This window comes from Pseudomonas sp. PME37.24/006 (assembly GCF_055556635.1).
In genome coordinates this window covers 463,250-481,847 of the sequence record NZ_JBVHNL010000003.1, presented here as the reverse complement: position 1 = coordinate 481,847, position 18,598 = coordinate 463,250, and the positions used below count along the sequence as shown (strand labels likewise).

At 62.8% G+C, this 18,598-nt stretch carries 17 protein-coding genes; 7 read left to right on the top strand and 10 right to left on the bottom strand.

What is annotated here, in order from left to right; all coding sequences use genetic code 11:
- Positions 1-33 precede the first annotated feature (33 nt).
- Positions 34-336 (bottom strand): ArsR/SmtB family transcription factor, encoded by a 303-nt coding sequence (locus ACZ3GY_RS13270; protein ID WP_465910420.1) that lies wholly within the window; start codon positions 334-336, stop codon positions 34-36.
- Between the two features lie 181 nt (positions 337-517).
- Between ACZ3GY_RS13270 and hrpA the strand changes: the two genes are divergently transcribed.
- Positions 518-4,591 (top strand): ATP-dependent RNA helicase HrpA, encoded by a 4,074-nt coding sequence (hrpA, locus tag ACZ3GY_RS13265; protein ID WP_465910419.1) that lies wholly within the window; start codon positions 518-520, stop codon positions 4,589-4,591.
- A gap of 43 nt (positions 4,592-4,634) precedes the next feature.
- Positions 4,635-5,513, top strand: coding sequence for a serine hydrolase domain-containing protein (locus ACZ3GY_RS13260; RefSeq protein ID WP_465910418.1), 879 nt, complete (start codon positions 4,635-4,637; stop codon positions 5,511-5,513).
- A 127-nt stretch (positions 5,514-5,640) separates the two neighbouring features.
- On the opposite strand, the gene ACZ3GY_RS13255 is transcribed toward ACZ3GY_RS13260, so the two are convergent.
- A complete protein-coding gene (locus tag ACZ3GY_RS13255) occupies positions 5,641-5,763 on the bottom strand; it encodes a nucleotidyltransferase family protein (RefSeq protein WP_465911039.1) in 123 nt (40 codons plus the stop codon).
- Between the two features lie 250 nt (positions 5,764-6,013).
- On the opposite strand from ACZ3GY_RS13255, the gene ACZ3GY_RS13250 reads away from it, so the two are divergent.
- Together ACZ3GY_RS13250 and ACZ3GY_RS13245 are read left to right on the top strand one after the other, a co-directional pair.
- Positions 6,014-6,487: a hypothetical protein gene (locus tag ACZ3GY_RS13250; protein WP_463565585.1), complete on the top strand. Its 474-nt coding sequence runs from the start codon at positions 6,014-6,016 to the stop codon at positions 6,485-6,487.
- Entirely contained in the window at positions 6,474-6,833 is a 360-nt protein-coding gene (locus ACZ3GY_RS13245) for a hypothetical protein (RefSeq protein ID WP_465910415.1), read from the top strand. The genes ACZ3GY_RS13250 and ACZ3GY_RS13245 overlap by 14 nt, the downstream gene beginning before the upstream one ends.
- A 282-nt stretch (positions 6,834-7,115) precedes the next feature.
- On the opposite strand, the gene ACZ3GY_RS13240 is transcribed toward ACZ3GY_RS13245, so the two are convergent.
- A complete protein-coding gene (locus tag ACZ3GY_RS13240; protein ID WP_465910414.1) occupies positions 7,116-8,021 on the bottom strand; it encodes a LysR substrate-binding domain-containing protein in 906 nt (301 codons plus the stop codon).
- A 160-nt stretch (positions 8,022-8,181) separates the two neighbouring features.
- On the opposite strand from ACZ3GY_RS13240, the gene ycaC reads away from it, so the two are divergent.
- Positions 8,182-8,814 carry an isochorismate family cysteine hydrolase YcaC gene (gene ycaC, locus ACZ3GY_RS13235; protein ID WP_465910413.1) on the top strand — a complete coding sequence of 211 codons (633 nt, stop codon included), beginning with the start codon at positions 8,182-8,184 and terminating at the stop codon, positions 8,812-8,814.
- Between the two features lie 136 nt (positions 8,815-8,950).
- Here the strand turns inward: ycaC and ACZ3GY_RS13230 are convergent, their stop codons facing one another.
- Both ACZ3GY_RS13230 and ACZ3GY_RS13225 read right to left on the bottom strand, forming a co-directional pair.
- Complete coding sequence (locus ACZ3GY_RS13230; RefSeq protein WP_465911037.1) at positions 8,951-10,162, bottom strand: MFS transporter; 1,212 nt, start codon at positions 10,160-10,162, stop codon at positions 8,951-8,953.
- A gap of 171 nt (positions 10,163-10,333) precedes the next feature.
- A complete protein-coding gene (locus ACZ3GY_RS13225) occupies positions 10,334-11,422 on the bottom strand; it encodes an alpha/beta hydrolase (RefSeq protein WP_465910412.1) in 1,089 nt (362 codons plus the stop codon).
- A gap of 188 nt (positions 11,423-11,610) precedes the next feature.
- Between ACZ3GY_RS13225 and ACZ3GY_RS13220 the strand changes: the two genes are divergently transcribed.
- Positions 11,611-12,555: an AraC family transcriptional regulator gene (locus tag ACZ3GY_RS13220; protein WP_465910411.1), complete on the top strand. Its 945-nt coding sequence runs from the start codon at positions 11,611-11,613 to the stop codon at positions 12,553-12,555.
- A 193-nt stretch (positions 12,556-12,748) separates the two neighbouring features.
- On the opposite strand, the gene ACZ3GY_RS13215 is transcribed toward ACZ3GY_RS13220, so the two are convergent.
- The 5 genes from ACZ3GY_RS13215 to ACZ3GY_RS13195 form a co-directional block, all read right to left on the bottom strand.
- The gene (locus ACZ3GY_RS13215) at positions 12,749-13,429 is read right to left on the bottom strand and encodes a DsbA family protein (protein ID WP_465910410.1); all 681 of its coding nucleotides are present in this window, start codon (positions 13,427-13,429) and stop codon (positions 12,749-12,751) included.
- 134 nt (positions 13,430-13,563) lie between these two features.
- Positions 13,564-14,490, bottom strand: coding sequence for a cation diffusion facilitator family transporter (locus ACZ3GY_RS13210; RefSeq protein WP_465910408.1), 927 nt, complete (start codon positions 14,488-14,490; stop codon positions 13,564-13,566).
- A gap of 331 nt (positions 14,491-14,821) precedes the next feature.
- On the bottom strand, positions 14,822-15,136 hold the full coding sequence (locus ACZ3GY_RS13205) for an AzlD family protein (protein WP_463565574.1): 315 nt from the start codon (positions 15,134-15,136) through the stop codon (positions 14,822-14,824).
- Entirely contained in the window at positions 15,133-15,846 is a 714-nt protein-coding gene (locus tag ACZ3GY_RS13200; protein WP_465910406.1) for an AzlC family ABC transporter permease, read from the bottom strand. The genes ACZ3GY_RS13205 and ACZ3GY_RS13200 overlap by 4 nt, the downstream gene beginning before the upstream one ends.
- A gap of 241 nt (positions 15,847-16,087) precedes the next feature.
- A complete protein-coding gene (locus tag ACZ3GY_RS13195) occupies positions 16,088-17,800 on the bottom strand; it encodes an amidase (protein ID WP_465911036.1) in 1,713 nt (570 codons plus the stop codon).
- Between the two features lie 201 nt (positions 17,801-18,001).
- Between ACZ3GY_RS13195 and ACZ3GY_RS13190 the strand changes: the two genes are divergently transcribed.
- Entirely contained in the window at positions 18,002-18,574 is a 573-nt protein-coding gene (locus ACZ3GY_RS13190; protein WP_463565572.1) for a flavin reductase family protein, read from the top strand.
- Positions 18,575-18,598: the final 24 nt, after the last annotated feature.

The window sequence follows — 18,598 nt, the reverse complement described above, 5'->3', positions numbered from 1 at the left end:
TATCGGGATTTATCGATATATAAGGGTAAAAAATTACAGCTCCTTACCTAGGATCTCGGCAAGAGCACTGATGTTTGCTTCATTGCGCTTGTAGTAGGTCCACTGCCCGATGCGCCGGACTTCGACCAGGCCCACTCGTTGCAGCGTCGCAAGGTAATCGGACACCGTCGACTGCGACAGGCCGACGCCTTCTTGAATGCTACTGACGCAGACGCCCACCGTATGAACGTCCCCTTCATCCTGTGGAGGGAAGTTCTTCACCGGATCCTTCAACCCCTTGAGGATTTCAAGACGCGTACGGTTTGAGAGGGCTTTGAATATATCGATCAATTCCATGAGCCTGATAATATCGAGATTTACCGATATGTCAATGAGGAGGCAACCGCCCGTCGGCATGCAGTCCGAGGGTTGCTGCCCGTGTAGGGTCGCCAGACTCCGTCTATCGACGGCCCACCCTGCACGCCTTGGCGTGGAATCTGCGACAATCCCACCTTTCTCCGCGACCCGCCCGAGCCTGATGACCGACGTCCCCTTCGATATCGCTGCCCTGCAGAACAACCTCGACCACGCCATGATTGCCGACCGCCATCGTTTGCGTCGGCAGTTGCATGAGCTGCAGAAGAAGCCCGACGAAGCCAAGCAGGCGCAGTGGCTGGAGCGTTTTCAGGCGTCTTGCGCGAAGGTCGAGGCGCGGCGGTTGAGTGTGCCGGTGATGCGTTATGACGATGCGTTGCCGATCGCGGCCAAGCGCGATGAGATCAAGGCGGCGCTGGCCAAGCATCAGGTGCTGGTGATCGCCGGTGAGACCGGGTCGGGCAAGACCACCCAGTTGCCGAAGATCTGCCTGGAGATCGGTCGTGGCCAACACGGGCTGATCGGCCATACCCAGCCGCGGCGCTTGGCGGCGCGCAGTGTGGCGACGCGGGTGGCTGAGGAGATCGGCACGTCGTTGGGCGAGCTGGTCGGTTATCAGGTGCGCTTCGAGGATCAGAGCAAGGACACTTCGCTGATCAAGCTGATGACCGACGGCATTCTGCTCGCCGAAACCCAGCATGATCGCTATCTGGAAAAGTACGACACGCTGATCGTCGACGAGGCGCACGAACGCAGCCTCAACATCGACTTCCTGCTTGGCTACCTGAAAACCCTGCTGCCGCGGCGGCCCGACCTCAAGGTGATCATCACCTCGGCGACCATCGATCTGGATCGCTTCAGCAAGCATTTTGGTGGGGCCGGCCTTCCGGACGCGCCTATCGTCGAAGTCTCCGGCCGCACCTATCCGGTGGAAACCTGGTATCGACCGCTGGCCGCCGAGGTGGATGAGGAGGGCGAGCGGCTGCTCGACGATCTCACCGTCGATCAGGGCATTCTCGCCGCGCTGGACGAGATCGCCGCCCATGAGAATGCCGAGGGCAAGCGCCCGGGCGACGTGCTGATTTTCCTGCCGGGTGAGCGCGAGATTCGCGATGCTGCGGAAGTGCTGCGCAAGGCCAACCTGCGTTTCACCGAAGTGCTGCCGCTGTATGCGCGGCTGACGCCTGCCGAGCAGCAGAAGATTTTCGCGCCCATGGGTGGGCGCAAGATCGTGCTGGCCACCAACGTCGCGGAAACCTCGCTGACGGTGCCAGGCATTCGCTATGTGATCGACAGCGGTACGGCGCGCATCAGCCGTTACAGCTACCGCGCCAAGGTGCAGCGCCTGCCCATCGAGGCGGTTTCCCAGGCCAGTGCCAACCAGCGCAAGGGCCGTTGCGGCCGGGTCGAGCCGGGCATCTGCGTGCGCCTGTACGCCGAGGAGGACTTCCTAGGTCGGCCCGAATTCACCGATCCGGAAATTCTGCGCACCAACCTGGCGGCGGTGATCTTGCAGATGCTGCACCTGCGCTTGGGCAGCATCGAGGATTTTCCCTTTATCGAGCCGCCGGATGGCAAGGCCATCAGCGATGGTTTCAACCTGCTGCAGGAGCTGTCGGCGGTCAGCCGCGAAGGACAACTGACCCCGCTGGGGCGTCAGCTGGCACGCTTGCCCATCGACCCGCGCCTCGGCCGCATGGTGCTGGAGGCCGCCAAGCTCGGCAGCCTGCAGGAGCTGCTGATCGTCACCAGCGCGCTGTCGGTGCAGGATCCGCGCGAGCGACCGATGGATCGCCAGCAGGCGGCCGATCAGGCCCATGCGCAGTGGAAGGATGTGGATTCCGACTTCGCCGCGTTGATCAACCTGTGGCGCGGCTTCGAGGAAAAACGCCAGGAGCTCGGCTCCAGCCCGCTGCGTAGCTGGTGCAAGAAGAACTTCCTCAACTACATGCGGTTACGCGAGTGGCGCGATTCCCATCGCCAGTTGGTGTTGTTGGCTAAGGAGTTGCAGCTCGATGGGTATCGCTCCGCTCAACGCCATCCGACGAAAGATGCGGATGCAGCGTCGGAGCAACGCGATACCCATGGCGGCGACTCGCGTCCGCAGCCGACTACCGACACCAAGGTCAATGTGATCCTCCGCGAGCAGGCCGAGGCCAATGAAGCCGCGCAGCGCGCCAAGGGTTACGCAGCTGTGCACAAGGCGATTCTCAGCGGCCTGCTCAGCCAGATCGGCCAGAAGACCGAGGAGGGCGACTTTCTCGGTGCCCGTCAGCGGCGCTTCTGGGTGCACCCGTCGTCGGTGATCGGCCGCAAGAAACCCAACTGGATCATGGCCGCCGAGCTGGTCGAGACCACCAAGCTGTTCGCGCGCCAGGTCGCCAAGATCGAGCCGGACTGGATCGAGCCGCTGGCTGGTCACCTAATCAAGAAGAATCACTTCGAGCCGCACTGGGAGAAGAAGCGCGGCCAGGTGGTGGCGTACGAACAAGTGACCCTGTACGGGATGATCGTGATCGGCCGCCGGCCCGTGCATTACGGGCCCATCGATCCGCTGGTGGCGCGTGAGTTGTTTATCCGTGAAGGCTTGGTGCGTGGCGAAATCAACAGCCGTACCAAGTGCCTGAGCGCCAACCGACTGCTGCTGGAAAAGCTCGACGAACTGGAAGCCAAGGCGCGCCGCCGCGACATTCTCGCCGACGAGGAAACCCTGTTCGCCTACTACGAGGCGCGCATTCCCCAGGACATCTACCAGACGGCGACCTTCGAGAGTTGGTACAAGCGCGAGAGCGCCAAAGACCCACAGCTGCTGATGATGCGCGAGGAAGATGTGCTGGCCCGCGAGGCGCTGGAAGTCACCGCCGCCCAGTATCCCGATACCCTGCATATCGGTGAGCTGCAGTTGCCGCTGACCTATCACTTCGAACCCAACCACCCGCGCGACGGCGTGACCCTGCGCGTACCTGCGCCGCTGTTGCCGCAGCTGCCGGGTGAGCGCCTGGAGTGGCTGGTGCCGGGGCTGATCGAGGCCAAGGCCATCGACCTGGTGCGTGGCCTGCCCAAGGCGCTGCGCAAGAATTTCGTGCCGGTGCCGGACTTCGTCGGCGCCGCCCTGAGCAAGCTTACCTTTGGCCAGGGCAGCCTGCCGGAAAGCCTGGCTCACGAGCTGCAACGCATGACCGGTGCGCGCATCGACAGTGATGCGTGGGTCGAGGCAACCCGCCAGCTCGAACATCACCTGAAGATGAATATCGAAGTGGTCGACACCCACGGCAAGCTGCTCGGTGAAGGCCGGGATCTGGCTGAGTTGACCGCGCGCTTCGCCGAGGCCAGCCAGGCCGCACTGGCCATTCCGCAAACGGACAAGGTGCAGAAACCAGTGGAGGCCAAGGGCTTCGCCCAGGTCGCCGAGAAGACTCAGCAAAAGGTTGCCGGGCTCTCCATGACCGTGTTCCCGGCGCTGGTGGAAGAGGGCGGTGTGGTCAAAGAGGGGCGCTTCCCGACCCAGGCCGAAGCCGAGTTCCAACACCGCCGCGCCCTGCAGCGCCTGTTGCTGCAACAGCTGGCGGAGCCTGCCAAGTTCCTGCGCGGCAAGTTGCCGGGGCTGACCGAGCTGGGCCTGCTGCACCGCGACCTGGGCCGGGTCGATGCGCTGGTCGAAGACATTCTGCTGGCCAGCCTCGACAGCTGCATCCTCGAAGGCGAACAGTCGCTGCCCCGTGACGGCGCAGCGCTGGCCGCCTTGGCCGAGAAAAAACGCGGCGCCTGGGCCGACCATGCCGAGCGCCTGGCCCGCCTGACCCTGGAAATTCTCAAGCTGTGGCACGACCTGCAGAAGCGCTTCAAGGGCAAGATCGACCTGGCCCAGGCAGTGGCGCTCAACGACATCAAAGCGCAGCTGGGTAATCTGGTCTATCCCGGTTTCGTCCGCGAAACGCCTGGCGAATGGCTCAAGGAAGTGCCGCGCTACCTCAAGGCCATCGAGCAACGCTTCGACAAGATTGCCGCGCAGCTGCAACGCGACCGGGTGTGGAGTGGCGAGCTGGCCGGTTATTGGGAGCAGTACCAGGCGCGCCTCGGCAAGCACCTGCAGGAAGGCAAGCGTGACGCCAATTTGGTGCTCTACCGCTGGATGCTCGAGGAGTACCGCGTGTCGCTGTTCGCCCAGCAACTGGGCACGAAGATGGCGGTATCGGACAAGCGCCTGAGCAAGCAGTGGAGTCAGGTCGAGGGTTGATTCGGGGCTTTTGTAGGGATTGGGTGTATCAGGAGAGGTTTGGATGTCGACATTTGCTTGCTCGATGGTGGTGAATGGTCAGCCGTCGGCTGCCAATCGCCAGGAGCCACTCGTACCCTGGTGGAGCTTCACCAAAACCGTGTTGGCGGCGACCGCCCTGACTTTGGTGCGCGATGGTCTGGTATCGCTCGACGAGGTGGTGCTGGGCGGCCCCTTCACACTGCGCCAGTTGCTGAAACACGAGAGCGGCCTGGCGGACTACTCTGAACTTGCCGACTACCATGCCGCCGTCGCCCGTGGCGACGAGCCTTGGCCAGCCAGCGAAATGCTCGAGCGCCTTGATGCCGCGCGTCTGCGTTATCAGCCTGGCGTCGGCTGGGGTTATTCCAATGTCGGCTACCTGTACGTCACCCGATTGATCGAGGAGCTCAGTGGCAGCTCGCTCGAAAGCGCTATCGAGCAGCGGCTGCTGCAGCCCCTTGGCATCTCTCAGGTTCGCCTGGCGAAGACGTCGGCTGACTTGCGCGATGTCGATATGGGTAGCGCTGCTGCCTACCACCCTGGCTGGGTTTATCACGGCTTGCTGGTGGGCAGCGTGTCCGATGCCGCCTTACTGCTGGATCGGCTGCTGGGTGGCAGCCTGCTGCCCAATGAGCTGTTGGTACAGATGCAGGCACGGCGCGTTCTGGGCGGGCCTCTTCCAGGGCGTCCATGGATCGTTGCTGGCTATGCCTTGGGTTTGATGCAGGGCGATATCGAGGGCGGCATCGTCCTCACGGGCCACACCGGGGTTGGGCCGGGCAGCGTGATTGCGGTGTACCGCTGCACCACGGATGCCGGAACGGCGACCTGCGCGGTGTTTCAGAAAGACGCCAGAGAAGGCGACGTGGAAGCTGAACTGGTCGCTGCGCTTGGTCGCTAACGTTTGCCTGATCACATCCCCTGCACTCAATGTCGCTCTTCTTAGCCTGGGTCGAGCGCAGCGACACCCAGGGCAGTTTCCCGTGTATCGCTGCGCTCGACCCAGGCTACGGTCTAACAAGACTGGCTTAGCCCATCACGGTCAGATCAGGCCATCTGGCTAGCCACTGTTTGCTTTGTAGGCGCTCCAGAAATAGATGCCTTTTCTCGTCTCGAAACTTTCCGGCTGGCCGTACCACGAGGTCGAACAGGTGCTGCAGTATTCGCCAGCGATGTTCGTCCGGTGCTGAGCAGAGTCTGAATGCAGGTAAGGTGGTTCATGGGCGAATCGTATCAGGCGCAGCATGGTCACCCACGGCTCTACGAATGTGATCGTGGATTGAGCGGCGCACCAGGGATTTATTTCTTTTGTGCGTGGTCATTCACGGTGGATTGCGTGTTGCTTCGTCATGCTTGTTCAGCGACATCGCCACCGACCTGCGTACACATAAGGAGCATGTGATGGAAATGAAGATATTGGCCAGCGGTATTGGCGCAGCTCTACCCAAGACCAGCATTGGTTTCAGCCTGTTCAGTGGTGTTTATATCCAGCTAAGACGTTCCAGCGCCGATCAACCGCAGACGTTCGGTATCGCCTCGGGGTTCGAGATCGGTGGCAACAGCGGCACGTTGATCGCCGGGCATATCGAAACGGCCTGGATGAAGATCGACACGACCAAGCACGCCTGGCTGTGCAGTCGCTCATCCCTGGTCGGCAAGTTGGGCGAGGTGGAGCTGAAGGGGACACTGGCATTCAGTGGCACCGTGGACGTGAACTTCACCATCTTTGATGCGAACAACGAATCCACGTTCTCGCTCAGCCGAATCAAGGTCGAGTCCAAAGGCGGGCAACTGGCGGACACCAAGATTCGTGGTGTGATCAAGGACATGATGGGCAAGACCCAGAACGGGAGCGCGCTCTGTGCACAGCCGTGACGTGGGACGTTTCCCCCGCCTGAAGACATTCTGCAACCTGCTCCTGCTGGTGCTTCAGTTGATCACCGTGGCGGCCTATTGGGGCCTTGCCGAGGCCAGGCCCGACTATATGGCCATCAGTCAGGGGCTTTACCCGGAAAGCGAGCGGCTGATGAACAGCCAGCTCGCCGACTGGCTGGTTTCCATGCCTGCTTTTGTGGTGGTGGCTGCCGTCTTCGTCGCGAGTGTTGCCAAGGAGTTTGCCGGCCTTTCCAAAGGGCGGCGGATCCTGCTCAACCTAGTGCTGCTGATCGCCCTGGCGGTGGTGTTCGGTCTCGCGGCTTCTCAGCTCCATCCCGCCGTTTAGGGGGGAGGGGATGGTGCAAGTCGCTGCGTTGGTGGCGTGGGCTGGGGCTAGTCAGAGGCCCATGCGTAGCGTCGCCCCGGGTGCGAATCGATGGCTGCTGCGCCGCACTCTCCGGCCTGATGCCTAGCTTTTGATGGCTCCCACGGTCCCGCGTGAGAGCCCCGGCCTGGTCGCGCTGCGCCCGCGTTGCCTGGTCAGCAGGGACGCAGAGCGCCCGGGATGCATTTCCACGCGGAGCGTGGGGAACGATCAGGCGTAACGGTAAGGCCTGGTGCGTGCGGATCAGGCCATATCGCTGTCGCGAAACTCCTCGGCCAGAAAGTCGATCAGTGTGCGTACCGAGGGCAGTAGGCCGCGGCGGGACGGAAAGATGGCGTGGACGATGCCGCATTTTGGTTCCCAGCCCGGCAGCATCTCTACCAAGGTGCCGGCGTCCAGATCCTCGCGCACCGCGACCCGCGGGACGTGGGCAATGCCGACGCCCGCCAGGGCGCCGTGGCGCAGGGCGATCAGGTCGTCGGTGACCATGCGCGGGCGATGGGGGATCAGCAGCTTTCCCTCATTCGGGCCGAACAGTTCCCACTGGTATTCACGTTGCGAGCCACCCCAATGCAGGCTTGGTAACTGGCCCAGGTCGGCAGGCTGAAACTGCTCCGGCAACTGCTTGAGAAAGTCCGGGCGTCCAACCAGGCACTGGCGGCTGTTGCCCAGTACCTTCATCACCATGTCGGTGTTTTCCAGCGGCGGGAAGCGCACCCGCAGGGCGATGTCGAAGCCTTCGTGGAGCAGGTCGACGCGGCGGTTGGTGCTCTCGATGAACAGCTCCACGGCCGGGTAGCGCAGCATGAAGCGCGTCAGCATCGGCCCGACCCAGGAGTTGAGTAGGGTGGTCGGGCACGCCAGACGCACCAGGCCGCGAGGCTCGCTGAGGTTGCGCTCGATCACTTCGGCAGCGCCTTCCGCCTCCACGCGCATGGCCACGCAACGCTGGTAGTACTCCTGGCCGATCTCCGTCAGCGAGCAATGGCGGCTGGTACGGTGCAGCAGGCGCACGCCCAGGCGCTCTTCGAGTAGGGCGATGCGTCGGCTGAGTTTGGACTTGGGAATATCCAGAGCACGGCCGGCGGGCGCGAAGCCGCCGTGTTCTACCACCTGGGTGAAGTAGTAGAGGGTGTTGAGATCTTCCATCGATATACCGTTCTGAAAATGGAACGCTGTAGGCGATTTTTGCCGTCTGGTGCGTTGAGGGTATCGAATTTAATCTTTACCACATGCAGCGACAACTGCACGACACCAACCAAATCCAGCCGAACGACTCGGCAGCCAACTGAAAATAGAGGATCGCGCCATGACTACTTCCTTCACCTACAACCGCCTCGACAAAGACAACGCCGTCGTTCTGCTGGTCGACCACCAGGCTGGCCTGCTCTCGCTGGTACGCGACATCGACCCGGACAAGTTCAAGAACAACGTGCTGGCCCTGGCTGATCTGGCCAAGTTCTTCAACCTGCCGACCATCCTCACCACCAGCTTCGAAACCGGCCCCAACGGCCCGCTGGTACCCGAGCTGAAGGCGCTGTTCCCGGATGCGCCGTACATCGCTCGCCCTGGCCAGATCAACGCCTGGGACAACGAAGATTTCGTCAAGGCGATCAAGGCCACCGGCAAGAAGCAGCTGATCATCGCCGGTGTGGTGACCGAGGTGTGCGTGGCGTTCCCGGCACTGTCGGCGCTGGAGGAGGGCTTCGAGGTATTCGTGGTCACCGACGCTTCCGGCACCTTCAACCAGATCACCCGTGACGCGGCCTGGAACCGTATGTCCAACGCTGGCGCCCAGTTGATGAACTGGTTCGGCGTGGCCTGCGAGTTGCACCGCGACTGGCGCAACGATGTGGAGGGGCTGGCGAAGATCTGCTCCGATCACATCCCTGACTACCGCAACCTGATGACCAGCTACGCGGCCCTGACCGGCAACAAGTAAAGGTCACTCGGCAACAGCAAGGCACCTGTACGCAGGTGCCTTTTTCTCGTTGGCGGTAAGCGAAACCGCTGCCGCGCGAACGGTGAGAGCCGAGTGGCGTTGATAGCAGCGGCAAGCGTGCCTTGCCTCGCTCACCTTATGCTGCCGCACGCGATACCATCGACGGCGCCTGCAACGCGGCACGCCCTGCCAGGCAGGCGAGCACACCCGCAACCACCAGCAGCGCGGCACTCAACTCGAACGTTGCACGGTAGCCGCTCAGGTCGAACACCAGCCCACCCACAGTGGCGCCCAGTGCTATCGCCAGCTGGATGATCGCCACCATCAGCCCACCGCCTGCTTCGGCATCGTCTGGCAGGGTTTTCGCCAGCCATGTCCACCAGCCGACTGGCGCCGCCGTCGCCACCAGCCCCCAGATGCCGAGCAACACGGTAGTGGCTGCTACAGAGGCACCGAAGGCAATCAGCGCCATGGCGATTGCCGCCATCAGCAGCGGGATGGCGATCAACGTGCGATACAGGCCTCTTTTTAGGAATACCTCGATTGCGAAGGTACCGACCAGACCGGCCACGCCCAGTACCAGCAGCATCAATGACAGCGTGTTTATGCCGACGTGGGTGACGGTTTCCAGAAACGGGCGCAGGTAGGTGAACAGCATGAACTGGCCCATGAAAAAGACACTCACGGCGATCATGCCCAGCGCCACGGGCAGGCTCTTCATCAGCCGGAAGACATTGCTGCTTTTGCCGCTGCGCTCGGTTTTGATCGAGGGCAGGCTAAGCAGCAGCCAGATAGCAGCCAGCGCGGCGACCGGCACGATGCAGAAAAACGCGCCGCGCCACCCGATCAGCGAGCCGAGAAAACTGCCCAGAGGTGCTGCAATCACCGTTGCCAGCGCGTTGCCGCCGTTGACGATGGCCAGTGCCCGAGGCACCTGAGCCGTGGGTACCAGGCGCATCGCCGTCGCCGCCGATAATGACCAGAAGCCACCGATGGCGACACCGATCAGGGCGCGGCCCAGCATGAAGATCAGGTAGTTCGGCGCGAACGCCACCACCGTTCCGGAGACGATCATCAGCAGCGTCAGCGAGAGTAGCAGCCGCTTGCGATCGACGCGTGCCGCCAGCGCTGCGATGACCAGGCTGGTGAGCAGCGCGAACAGCCCTGACACGGCGATACCCTGGCCGGCCTGGCCCTCGGTGATTTGCAGGTCTGCTGCAATCGGCGTGAGCAAGCTGACCGGCATGAACTCCGAGGCGACCAGGGCAAACGCGGCGAGCGACATGGCAAGTACGGCGCCCCAGGCGTGGGGTGCCTGGGGCGCTGACGAAAGAGGTGTGGGGGGCATGAGTGAATCCTGTGTTTCCCGGACGCTGTCCGGCGTGGCAATGGCCAACTGCAACGAGGTGGCGAACGGTGTATTCGGGGTGGCCGCGAAGGCCAGGAAAGGGCGTTTGCGGTTGTAGCGCGAAGACTGACCGGACGCGGGCATGTCGCGTTCGGTCAGTCATTCCTGTGGTTACTTGAGGTTCTTGTCGAAGAAACTGGTGATCGTCTCGAAGGGGATCTTGTCCAGGCGGTCATAGAGATCCACATGGTTGGCATCCTTGACGATCAGCAGCTCCTTGGGCTGTGCGGCGGCCTTGAAGGCGTCTTCGCTGAAGTAGCGTGAGTGCGCATGCTCACCGGCGATGATCAGAATCGGCCGTGGCGAAATTTCCGCGATGTTGGTCAGCAGCGGCAGGTTCATGAACGGCAGTGGCGTGGTGGTGGTCCAAGCACCATTGGAGTTCGGCGAGTTCTTGTGGAAGCCGCGCGGCGTGCGGTAGTAGTCGAAGAACTCCTCGATGATCGCGCCGTCGTTGCCGCTGAGTTTTTCCGGCAGGATGCGCGGCCCTGGCATGGGCGTGCCGTTCTGGGCATCGACCCAACGCTGCTGGCTCAGTTGCTCCAGGGTCTGCGCGCGTTGTTCTGGTGTCAGGCTGTCGTTCATGCCCTTAGCCATGACGCGCGACATGTCGTACATGGCGGTGGTGACCACGGCCTTGATGCGCGTGTCGACCGCTGCGGCACTCAGGCCCATGCCACCGAAACCGCAGATGCCGATGATGCCGATGCGCTGGCGATCGACCGATTTCTGTAGCCCGAGGAAGTCGACCGCGGCGCTGAAGTCTTCGGTATTGATGTCTGGCGAGGCCAGGTCGCGGGGTTCGCCGCTGCTTTCACCGGTATAGGACGGGTCGAATGCCAGTGTGATGTAGCCACGCTCGGCCATGGTCTGGGCGTACAGACCAGATGATTGTTCCTTCACCGCGCCGAATGGGCCGCTGACTGCCAGGGCCGGAAGCGGCTGGCTGCCGCGCTCTTTGGGCAGGTACAGGTCGGCTGCCAGGGTGATGCCATAGCGGTTCTTGAAGGTCACTTTCTGATGGTCGACCTTGCTGCTTTGGGGGAAGGTCTTGTCCCAATGCTGGGTAAGCGTCATGGTCTTTTCTCCTGTCGCGCGATGCGCTTCCTGGGCCAGTGCGGCCGGCACGCTGGCGAAGGCCGCGATGCCGGCAAAGAGGGCGCTCTGGATCAGCCCCAGGCGTGAAAACGAGTTGTCCATTGAATGCACTCCGGTGGTGATGCGATCGGTGGTCTGTCGCAGGCCGTGCCATTCTGCGTAGCTGCCCACGCGGTCTGTAGCGCATTTCACTGGATTACTTGCCCGATCCGATGAGCTTGCCGGCTTTCGATGGGAAGCTCGTGACGAGCGCGTTAGAGTGCAATAACGACGCAGATACAGGCTTGATGATGAACAGACACAACGCGCAAATCGCATCACTACAGGAGTCGCTCGCGCAGAGTATCGGTGCGCGCATTGCCCGGCCGGGGGATGACAAAACCGCTATTGCCGGGCTTGGTTTCTTCAGGCGTGAAGAGCCGTCGCCACCCGTGGTGTGCATGGTCGAGCCGAGCATTATCCTCGTCGCCCAGGGCGAGAAGCGCTTGTGGGTCGGCGGCGAAGGCTACCCCTATGATCCCTCGCGCTTTCTGGTCACCTCGCTGAATCTGCCGGCCAACTCCGAAGTACTGGTGGCGAGCCCACAGCGGCCCTGCGTTGGGCTGACCCTGAAGCTGGATTTGCGCGTGCTGGCCGAGCTGATCGCCGAGGGTGGTTTGCCGACCAGCCGTGATCGATCCGCGGGAACGGGGGTGGGGATCGGTTGCACCACCGCGCCGCTGCTGGCGTCGTTCGAGCGGCTGCTGGCGCTGCTGGATGAACCGGAAGCCATACCGGTGCTCGCGCCGTTGATCCAGCGCGAGATTCACTATCGCCTGCTGATGGGCGACCAGGCGGGCAAGCTGCGCCAGATCACCTCCGTCGATGGTCAGGGCTATCGCATCGCCAAGGCCATCGACTGGCTGAAGCTCAACTTCGCCACGTCGCTGCGTGTCGAGGAACTGGCTGCTCGTGTACAGATGAGCGCGCCGACCTTTCATCATCACTTTCGCCAGCTCACCGCCATGAGTCCGCTGCAGTACCAGAAGTGGCTACGCCTCAACGAGGCCAAACGGCTGATGCTCAACGAGCACCTGGACGTTTCTAGCGCCGCCTTCAAGGTTGGCTACGAAAGCCCCTCGCAATTCAGCCGCGAGTACAGCCGCCTGTTCGGCGTGCCGCCCAAGCGGGATATCGCCGTGTTGCGTGGGCAGGCGGTTAGTCCGGCCGGTGAGCAAGGGCAGCTCGTTGGTTAGATAGGCTGGGAGTGCGAGACGGATCTGCGTGTTCCAATCAGCGCAAGCCTGGCCCGCATCCTCTTGAGCGCCAGGTTGTCCGGCGGGTTGTTGCCGCCCAGCCATTGGGAAACAGCAGGCGCAGCGTCTTGCCGGTGGACTCAGGCATGGGGTTTCCTGATGCTCGCGGGCTCGGAAAAGCGCAGAGGCGCGATCAGCCCAGTGCGCTGCCGGCCACTTTGCGCAGCTCGCCCAGCAGTACGTCCCGTCCCTGGTACAAGGCTGCCGAGGGAATGGCGTGGAGCTTTTCATCGACCTGTACCAGCAGTTGCGGCACGCCACGGATGCCGAGCCTGTTCATCAGTTGTTGAGTGGCGCTGATGCGTGCTTCTGTCTGTTGGGTCAGTGCCTGGTCTGCTTCCAGGCGCTGGCCGAGCGCCGTGGCGTCGATGGCGTGGCCTGTATCGCTGAGAAACCTGGTTGTCACTTCGGCGACGACCTGAGCGCTGGAGGTGTTCGCGCCTGCTACATACCTGGCGACCTGCAGTTGCCTGAGCAGGCCAGGCTCCAGCTCGCTGTCGATCTGCTGAACCAATGTCAGCGCCCGGTTGATGGCGGTGGAGTCGAACGGCGTGCTGGCATCCATAAGAACCTTGTCGTGGTACGCCTCGCTGAACACCTCACCGGTTGCCGCGGCAATGCGTTGGTCGTTGCTCCACGCATAGCCCGCCCAGTCTGCGGACATCTCCCGCGCACCTGGGCCTGAAAACAGGCCGCTGGGGCACATCTCGAGCTGCTCAGGCCAGACCTGTGCCAGCGTGGTAAGCGCGGGGGAGCTGGCGTAGCACCAGCCACACAAGGGATCGAAGATGTACTGAAAACGAACGGATGCCATGGCCAAAAGACCTCGTGGAATGCGGATGGCGGCACTCTATTGGTTTGCGTGGTGAGGATATACAGGGCTGTAGTTGACGCTTTGTTGCTTGGGCCGAGCATATCCATCGACTGGCGCGCGGGCACTGGGCCTCACTACCGAGCCCATTGCGGATCGGTCGTGAAGGCGATGGTCAGCCAGCGGTTGGGGCCTTCATCGCCAATCGCTTCGCCAATGGCGTCGCGCAGCCTATCCCAGTCGTCCAGGGTCTGGGCCGGCCAGTCCGCAGGCACGATGAAGTACAGCTCTACCTGCAGGGCGCGGCCCACCTTGGCCACGTAGGTCTCATAGCCGATGAAGCCTTGCTGGGCCACCACGCCGGAAGCCACCTCGTCGACGTGCATCTTCAGCGCTGGCGGCGTGACGAGCAGAATATCGGCCAGCGCCTGGCGGATGGTCAGCAGCGGCATGGGGAGAATCACCAGGCAGATGATCGCCAGCACAGCAGGGTCGATGTACGGGCCAAGCCAGCCATAGACGGTCGAGGCGGTCAGTTCGCCCAGCACGAAGGCGATCAACAATGCCAGCGAGATGCTCCCGGACATGACCCAGGCCTTGGCGTCCAGGGCCACGAATTCCGAGCGGATGAGTTTGTTGGCGCGGAACTCCAGGACGGCGAGGCTGAAGCAGGCGACGGTTGCAACGAGCGCGTAGATGATCGCGAAGCCGAAATCGAGGGGTTTGCCGCCAGCCAGCAGGCTGCCGACCGCGTTGATCAGCGCGTACAGCGTCACGCCGCACAACAGCGTGCCGTTGAGCGCGAGCACCATGGGCTCCAGGTGCCAGAACCCCATATTGAAACGTTCGGCGAGGCGGCGGTTGGCGTCGCTGTTGGACGTGTGCTTGCGGATCAGGGTGGCCACGATCAGCGCCAGGCCGCTCATGCTGGCATCGGCGAGCGAATAGACGCCGTCAAAGACGATGGAGAAGGAGCCCGACAAGAGGCCGAAGACGATACCTCCACCCGCCAGCAGCAGGGTGACGGCGATTGATAGGCGCTGGATGCCTTGTTCTGTGTTCATGATCGATTACCGGGTACGGGGGCGAAATGCCAGGGCGAGATCTGTCACGTCGGAGACTCAAAAACTATCTTTAGGCTGGCCGGTTCCCTGGGCTTGGTGCCAGGAACGGTAGTCGGATTGGCTAACGACAGGCTCTGACGGAGCAGTTCCTGCACCTGCATTGCAGGAGCCTGGGGAGGAGAAACTGGCCAGCTCGGTTGATACTGGCCAGCCAGTATAAGTTAGCGTCTGTGCATAGAAAATTGGCGAATCGGCAAGCCTTCAATGCGTTTTTGCAATGTTAGGCAGGCCCTGAAGGGGGGCAGCTTGGCCGATCCACCAAGCGGCTGCCTTAGAGCCCCGTTTGCCTGACGAGAGCGGCAACCAGTATCCCGGCAGCAATCGCTGGCAGTGGTTTTTTGACCAGCAGCATGACAATCGCCGTGCTGGCCAATGCCAGCCGTGCCCCGTTGTCACCCTCCAGCGCCAGGGGGGCCAGTAGTGCCACCAGTACCGAGCCGGACATGGCGCTGATGAACTGCTGGGTTCTGAGGTTTATCGGCACGAACGACATGACGAAAATACCGCCCCAGCGGGTGGCGAGCGTCACCACTGCCATCACGGCGACGACGATCATGGCGCCGGCACCGGTCGATTCGATCATCATGCTTTCTTCTCCATCCACAGGGCACCGAGCATGCCGCCCGCCAGTGCGCCGACGACTACATGGCTATTGCTGGGTAAATACCAGTAGGCCAGCAGCGAGGCGCAGGCCGCGACCGTCCAGATGATCAGAATCCGCAGGTTCTTCTGGCCGCCGACCACCATGGCCAGCAGAAAGCAGCCCATGACCATGTCCAGGCCGAAGCTCACCGGGTCGTCGATTGCACTGCCGAAGTAGATACCCAGCCAGGTTCCCAGCAGCCAGGCTGCCCACAGCGCCACGCCGCCACCGAGCAGCAGCCCCAGCCCCGGCTTGCCAGAGCCGAAGGCCTGCATGGACACGGCCCAGTTGGCGTCTGACGCGACCAGCATGACGCCGTAGCGCTTGGCTGGTGGCAGGTTGCTCAGCCAGGGGTACAGCGTTGCGCCCATTAGCAGGTGACGGGCATTGATCGCGAACACCGTCAGCGCCAGAGGCACTAGCGGTATGTGGGTGCCCCACAGATCCAGCGCCGCGAACTGTGATGCCCCGGCGAAGACCAGTGCGCTCATGACGAGGCTGGTCTCGGTGCTCAACCCCGTCTGTGTGGCGGCCAGCCCGAAAGCCAGGCCGAACAACACGACGAAGGCCGAAATAGGCAGGAATGCCTTGAACCCATCCCAGGCGATAGAGAGGTTGATTGCTTGCAGGTCTTTACCGCTGTTCGACAACATATCGTTCCTGTTTATGCATCCGCTGCGCTCATCTACAGCGCAGTCGTGATTTCTCCGCTAGCGCTGTTGATTCGAGTTTCTCCACACAGGGTGCGGTGAGCCTATGGGGAAAGTATGTGTCGGGTGCCTTCTTCCCGTAAATCGCATAATCCAGCTGCCTGTTATTCGAATTACGAATGCAGCAGGGAAAATTCAATTCGATTTGCTCAAGCCGTTTGCTCCAGTAATCGACGGTGTCTCATTACTCAGCCTCTGACAGCGGCGGGGTGCGCGGTGGAATCTGGCGTTTCGAGCCGGTCGACTCGTAGGCACAGGCCAGGCGCAGCAGCGTCGAGTCATCGTAGGCGCGGCCAGCGAAGGTCAGCCCGACGGGCATGCCGATATCGGCCATCACGCCCATCGGCACGGTGACTGTGGGCACGCCGAGGTGGCGAATGGCGAGGTTGCCGTTGGCGACCCAGATGCCGTTGCTCCAGGCGATGTCCGCAGAGGCGAGGTTGACGTCGGCATCCGCCGGGCCCACGTCGGCGACTGTGGGGAAGAGCACGGCGTCGAGCTTGAGCGTGTCCATCCATTGCTCGAGATCGATCTGCCGGGTCTTCTCCAGTCCGCGCAGGCCATCGGGCAGCGTGGCAATCTCATTCCACGGGGTGATGCCGCGCTCGGCCATGCGCACGTACTCGTCCATCCCGGCGGCCAGATCATCCTCGCGGTTGGGCAGGGTACCTGGGTCGTGGGGGAAAATCTGCGGCCCATCGACGTCGGCTAGGCGATTGAGTTTCGGATCACCATTGGCACGCAGGAAATCATCGAAGGCCCAGGCCGACAGCTCCCAGAGTTCGTCATGCAGAAACTCTTTGGAAACCAGGCCACGGTTGAACACCGTCGAGGCGCCAGGGCGATCACCCTCGCAGTTGGAAACCAGCGGGAAGTCGACGTCGATCACTTCGGCACCGGCACTTTCCAGCGCCTTACGGGCGCTCTCCCACAGTGCGATCACCGAGGCGCGGGTATTGATCCGCTGCCCGGTTGGCCCGCCGATGCCTGGCGACTCGCTGGTGCCCGCTTCGGGGTCGGCATTTATGAACATGCGCGGTACGCCGAAGCGTTTGCCGGCCAGTGCGCCGGCATCCGCAGCCAGTGTGTGATAGGAGTCGGGGCGCACCGAGGAGGCGCTGGGAATCGGCACCCAGGGCTGCAGGCGCCACAGGTCGCCACGGGTGTCGGGATCATCGGCGACGACCACGTCGAGCACTTCGAGGAGATCGGCCATGCTGCGCGCGTAGGGCACCACCACGTCCATGGTCGGCGTCAGCGGCCAGTTGCCGCGCACCGAGATCACTCCGCGTGACGGTGTGTAGGCGCACAGGCCGTTGTTGGAAGCCGGCCCGCGGCCGCTCGACCAGGTTTCCTCGGCCAGGCCGAAGGCGGCGAAGCTGGCAGCCGTGGCGGTACCTGCGCCATTGGATGAGCCCGAGGCGAACGGTGCGGTCAGGTACTCGGCGTTGTACGGGCTTTCGGCGCGGCCGTAGACGCCACGCTGCATGCCGCCGTTGGCCATGGGCGGCATGTTGGTCTTGCCCAGGCAGATGGCGCCGGCAGCGCGCAGGCGTTCGACGGTAAAGGCGTCGCGGTGAGCGAGCAGATCCTTGAAGGCCGGGCTGCCCGAGGCGGCGGTCAGCCCTTTGACCAAATAGCTGTCCTTGGCCGTGTAGGGGATGCCATCGAGCGGGCCGAGGGTTTCGCCACGGGCGCGGCGGGCGTCGGATGCCTCGGCCTCGCGCAGCGCGTCCGGGTTGCGTACCACCACGGCATTCAGCGCGGTGGGCGTTTGCGGGCCGTCGTAGGCATCGATCCTGGCGAGGTAGGCCTTGACCAGTTCGACCGCCGTGGTGCGACCTGCCTCGAGCGCGGCACGCAGTTGGGCAATGGAAACTTCGGTTACCTCGATCATGGTCTCACCACTGGTTGCTGACAGGCGGGCGACGTCTGGCGTCATGCTGCACCTGAATGGGATGGAGGGCTCGAGCAAAGCCGGCACGGGCGCCGATTCTAGCGCGCGAGTGGCTGTCCGGGCGATCACGTCGTTGCAGCTGCTGGCTCGCGAGGTGCGATGTTGTACATTGCCGTTTTCGACTATCGATGAGGCGCAGCGATGGACAACCCGATCAAGCCCGTGAGCCTGGATAAAGCCTACCGGCTGCTCAACCACGGCCCCACGGTGCTGGTGTCGGCCCGCCATGACGGCGTGGACGGGGTGATGGCCGCCGCCTGGGCTTGTGCCCTGGATTTCGATCCGCCCAAGCTGACCGTGGTGCTGGACAAGATCACCGCGACCCGCGTGCTGGTCGAGCGTAGCGGCCAGTTGGTCATTCAGGTGCCCACGGTCGCGCAGCTGGAACTGACCCATCAGGTCGGCTCGCGCAGCCTCAACGACGAGCCCGACAAGTTGGCCACTACCGGTGTCGAACTCATCACCCTGAGCGATCAGGATCTGCCTTTCGTCGCGGGCTGCTCTGCGTGGCTGGCCTGCCGCCTGATCGTCGAGCCGCACAACCAGCAGACCTATGACCTGTTCATCGCCGAGGTGACCGGTGCATGGGCCGATTCTCGAGTATTCAGCGACGGACGTTGGCACTTCGAGGACGCCGATCCTGCCTGGCGCAGCATCCATCACGTAGCCGGCGGTCACTTTTATGGGATCGGCGAGGCGCTGAGCCGCAAATGATCCGCGCTGCGTGTTGTCTTAGCT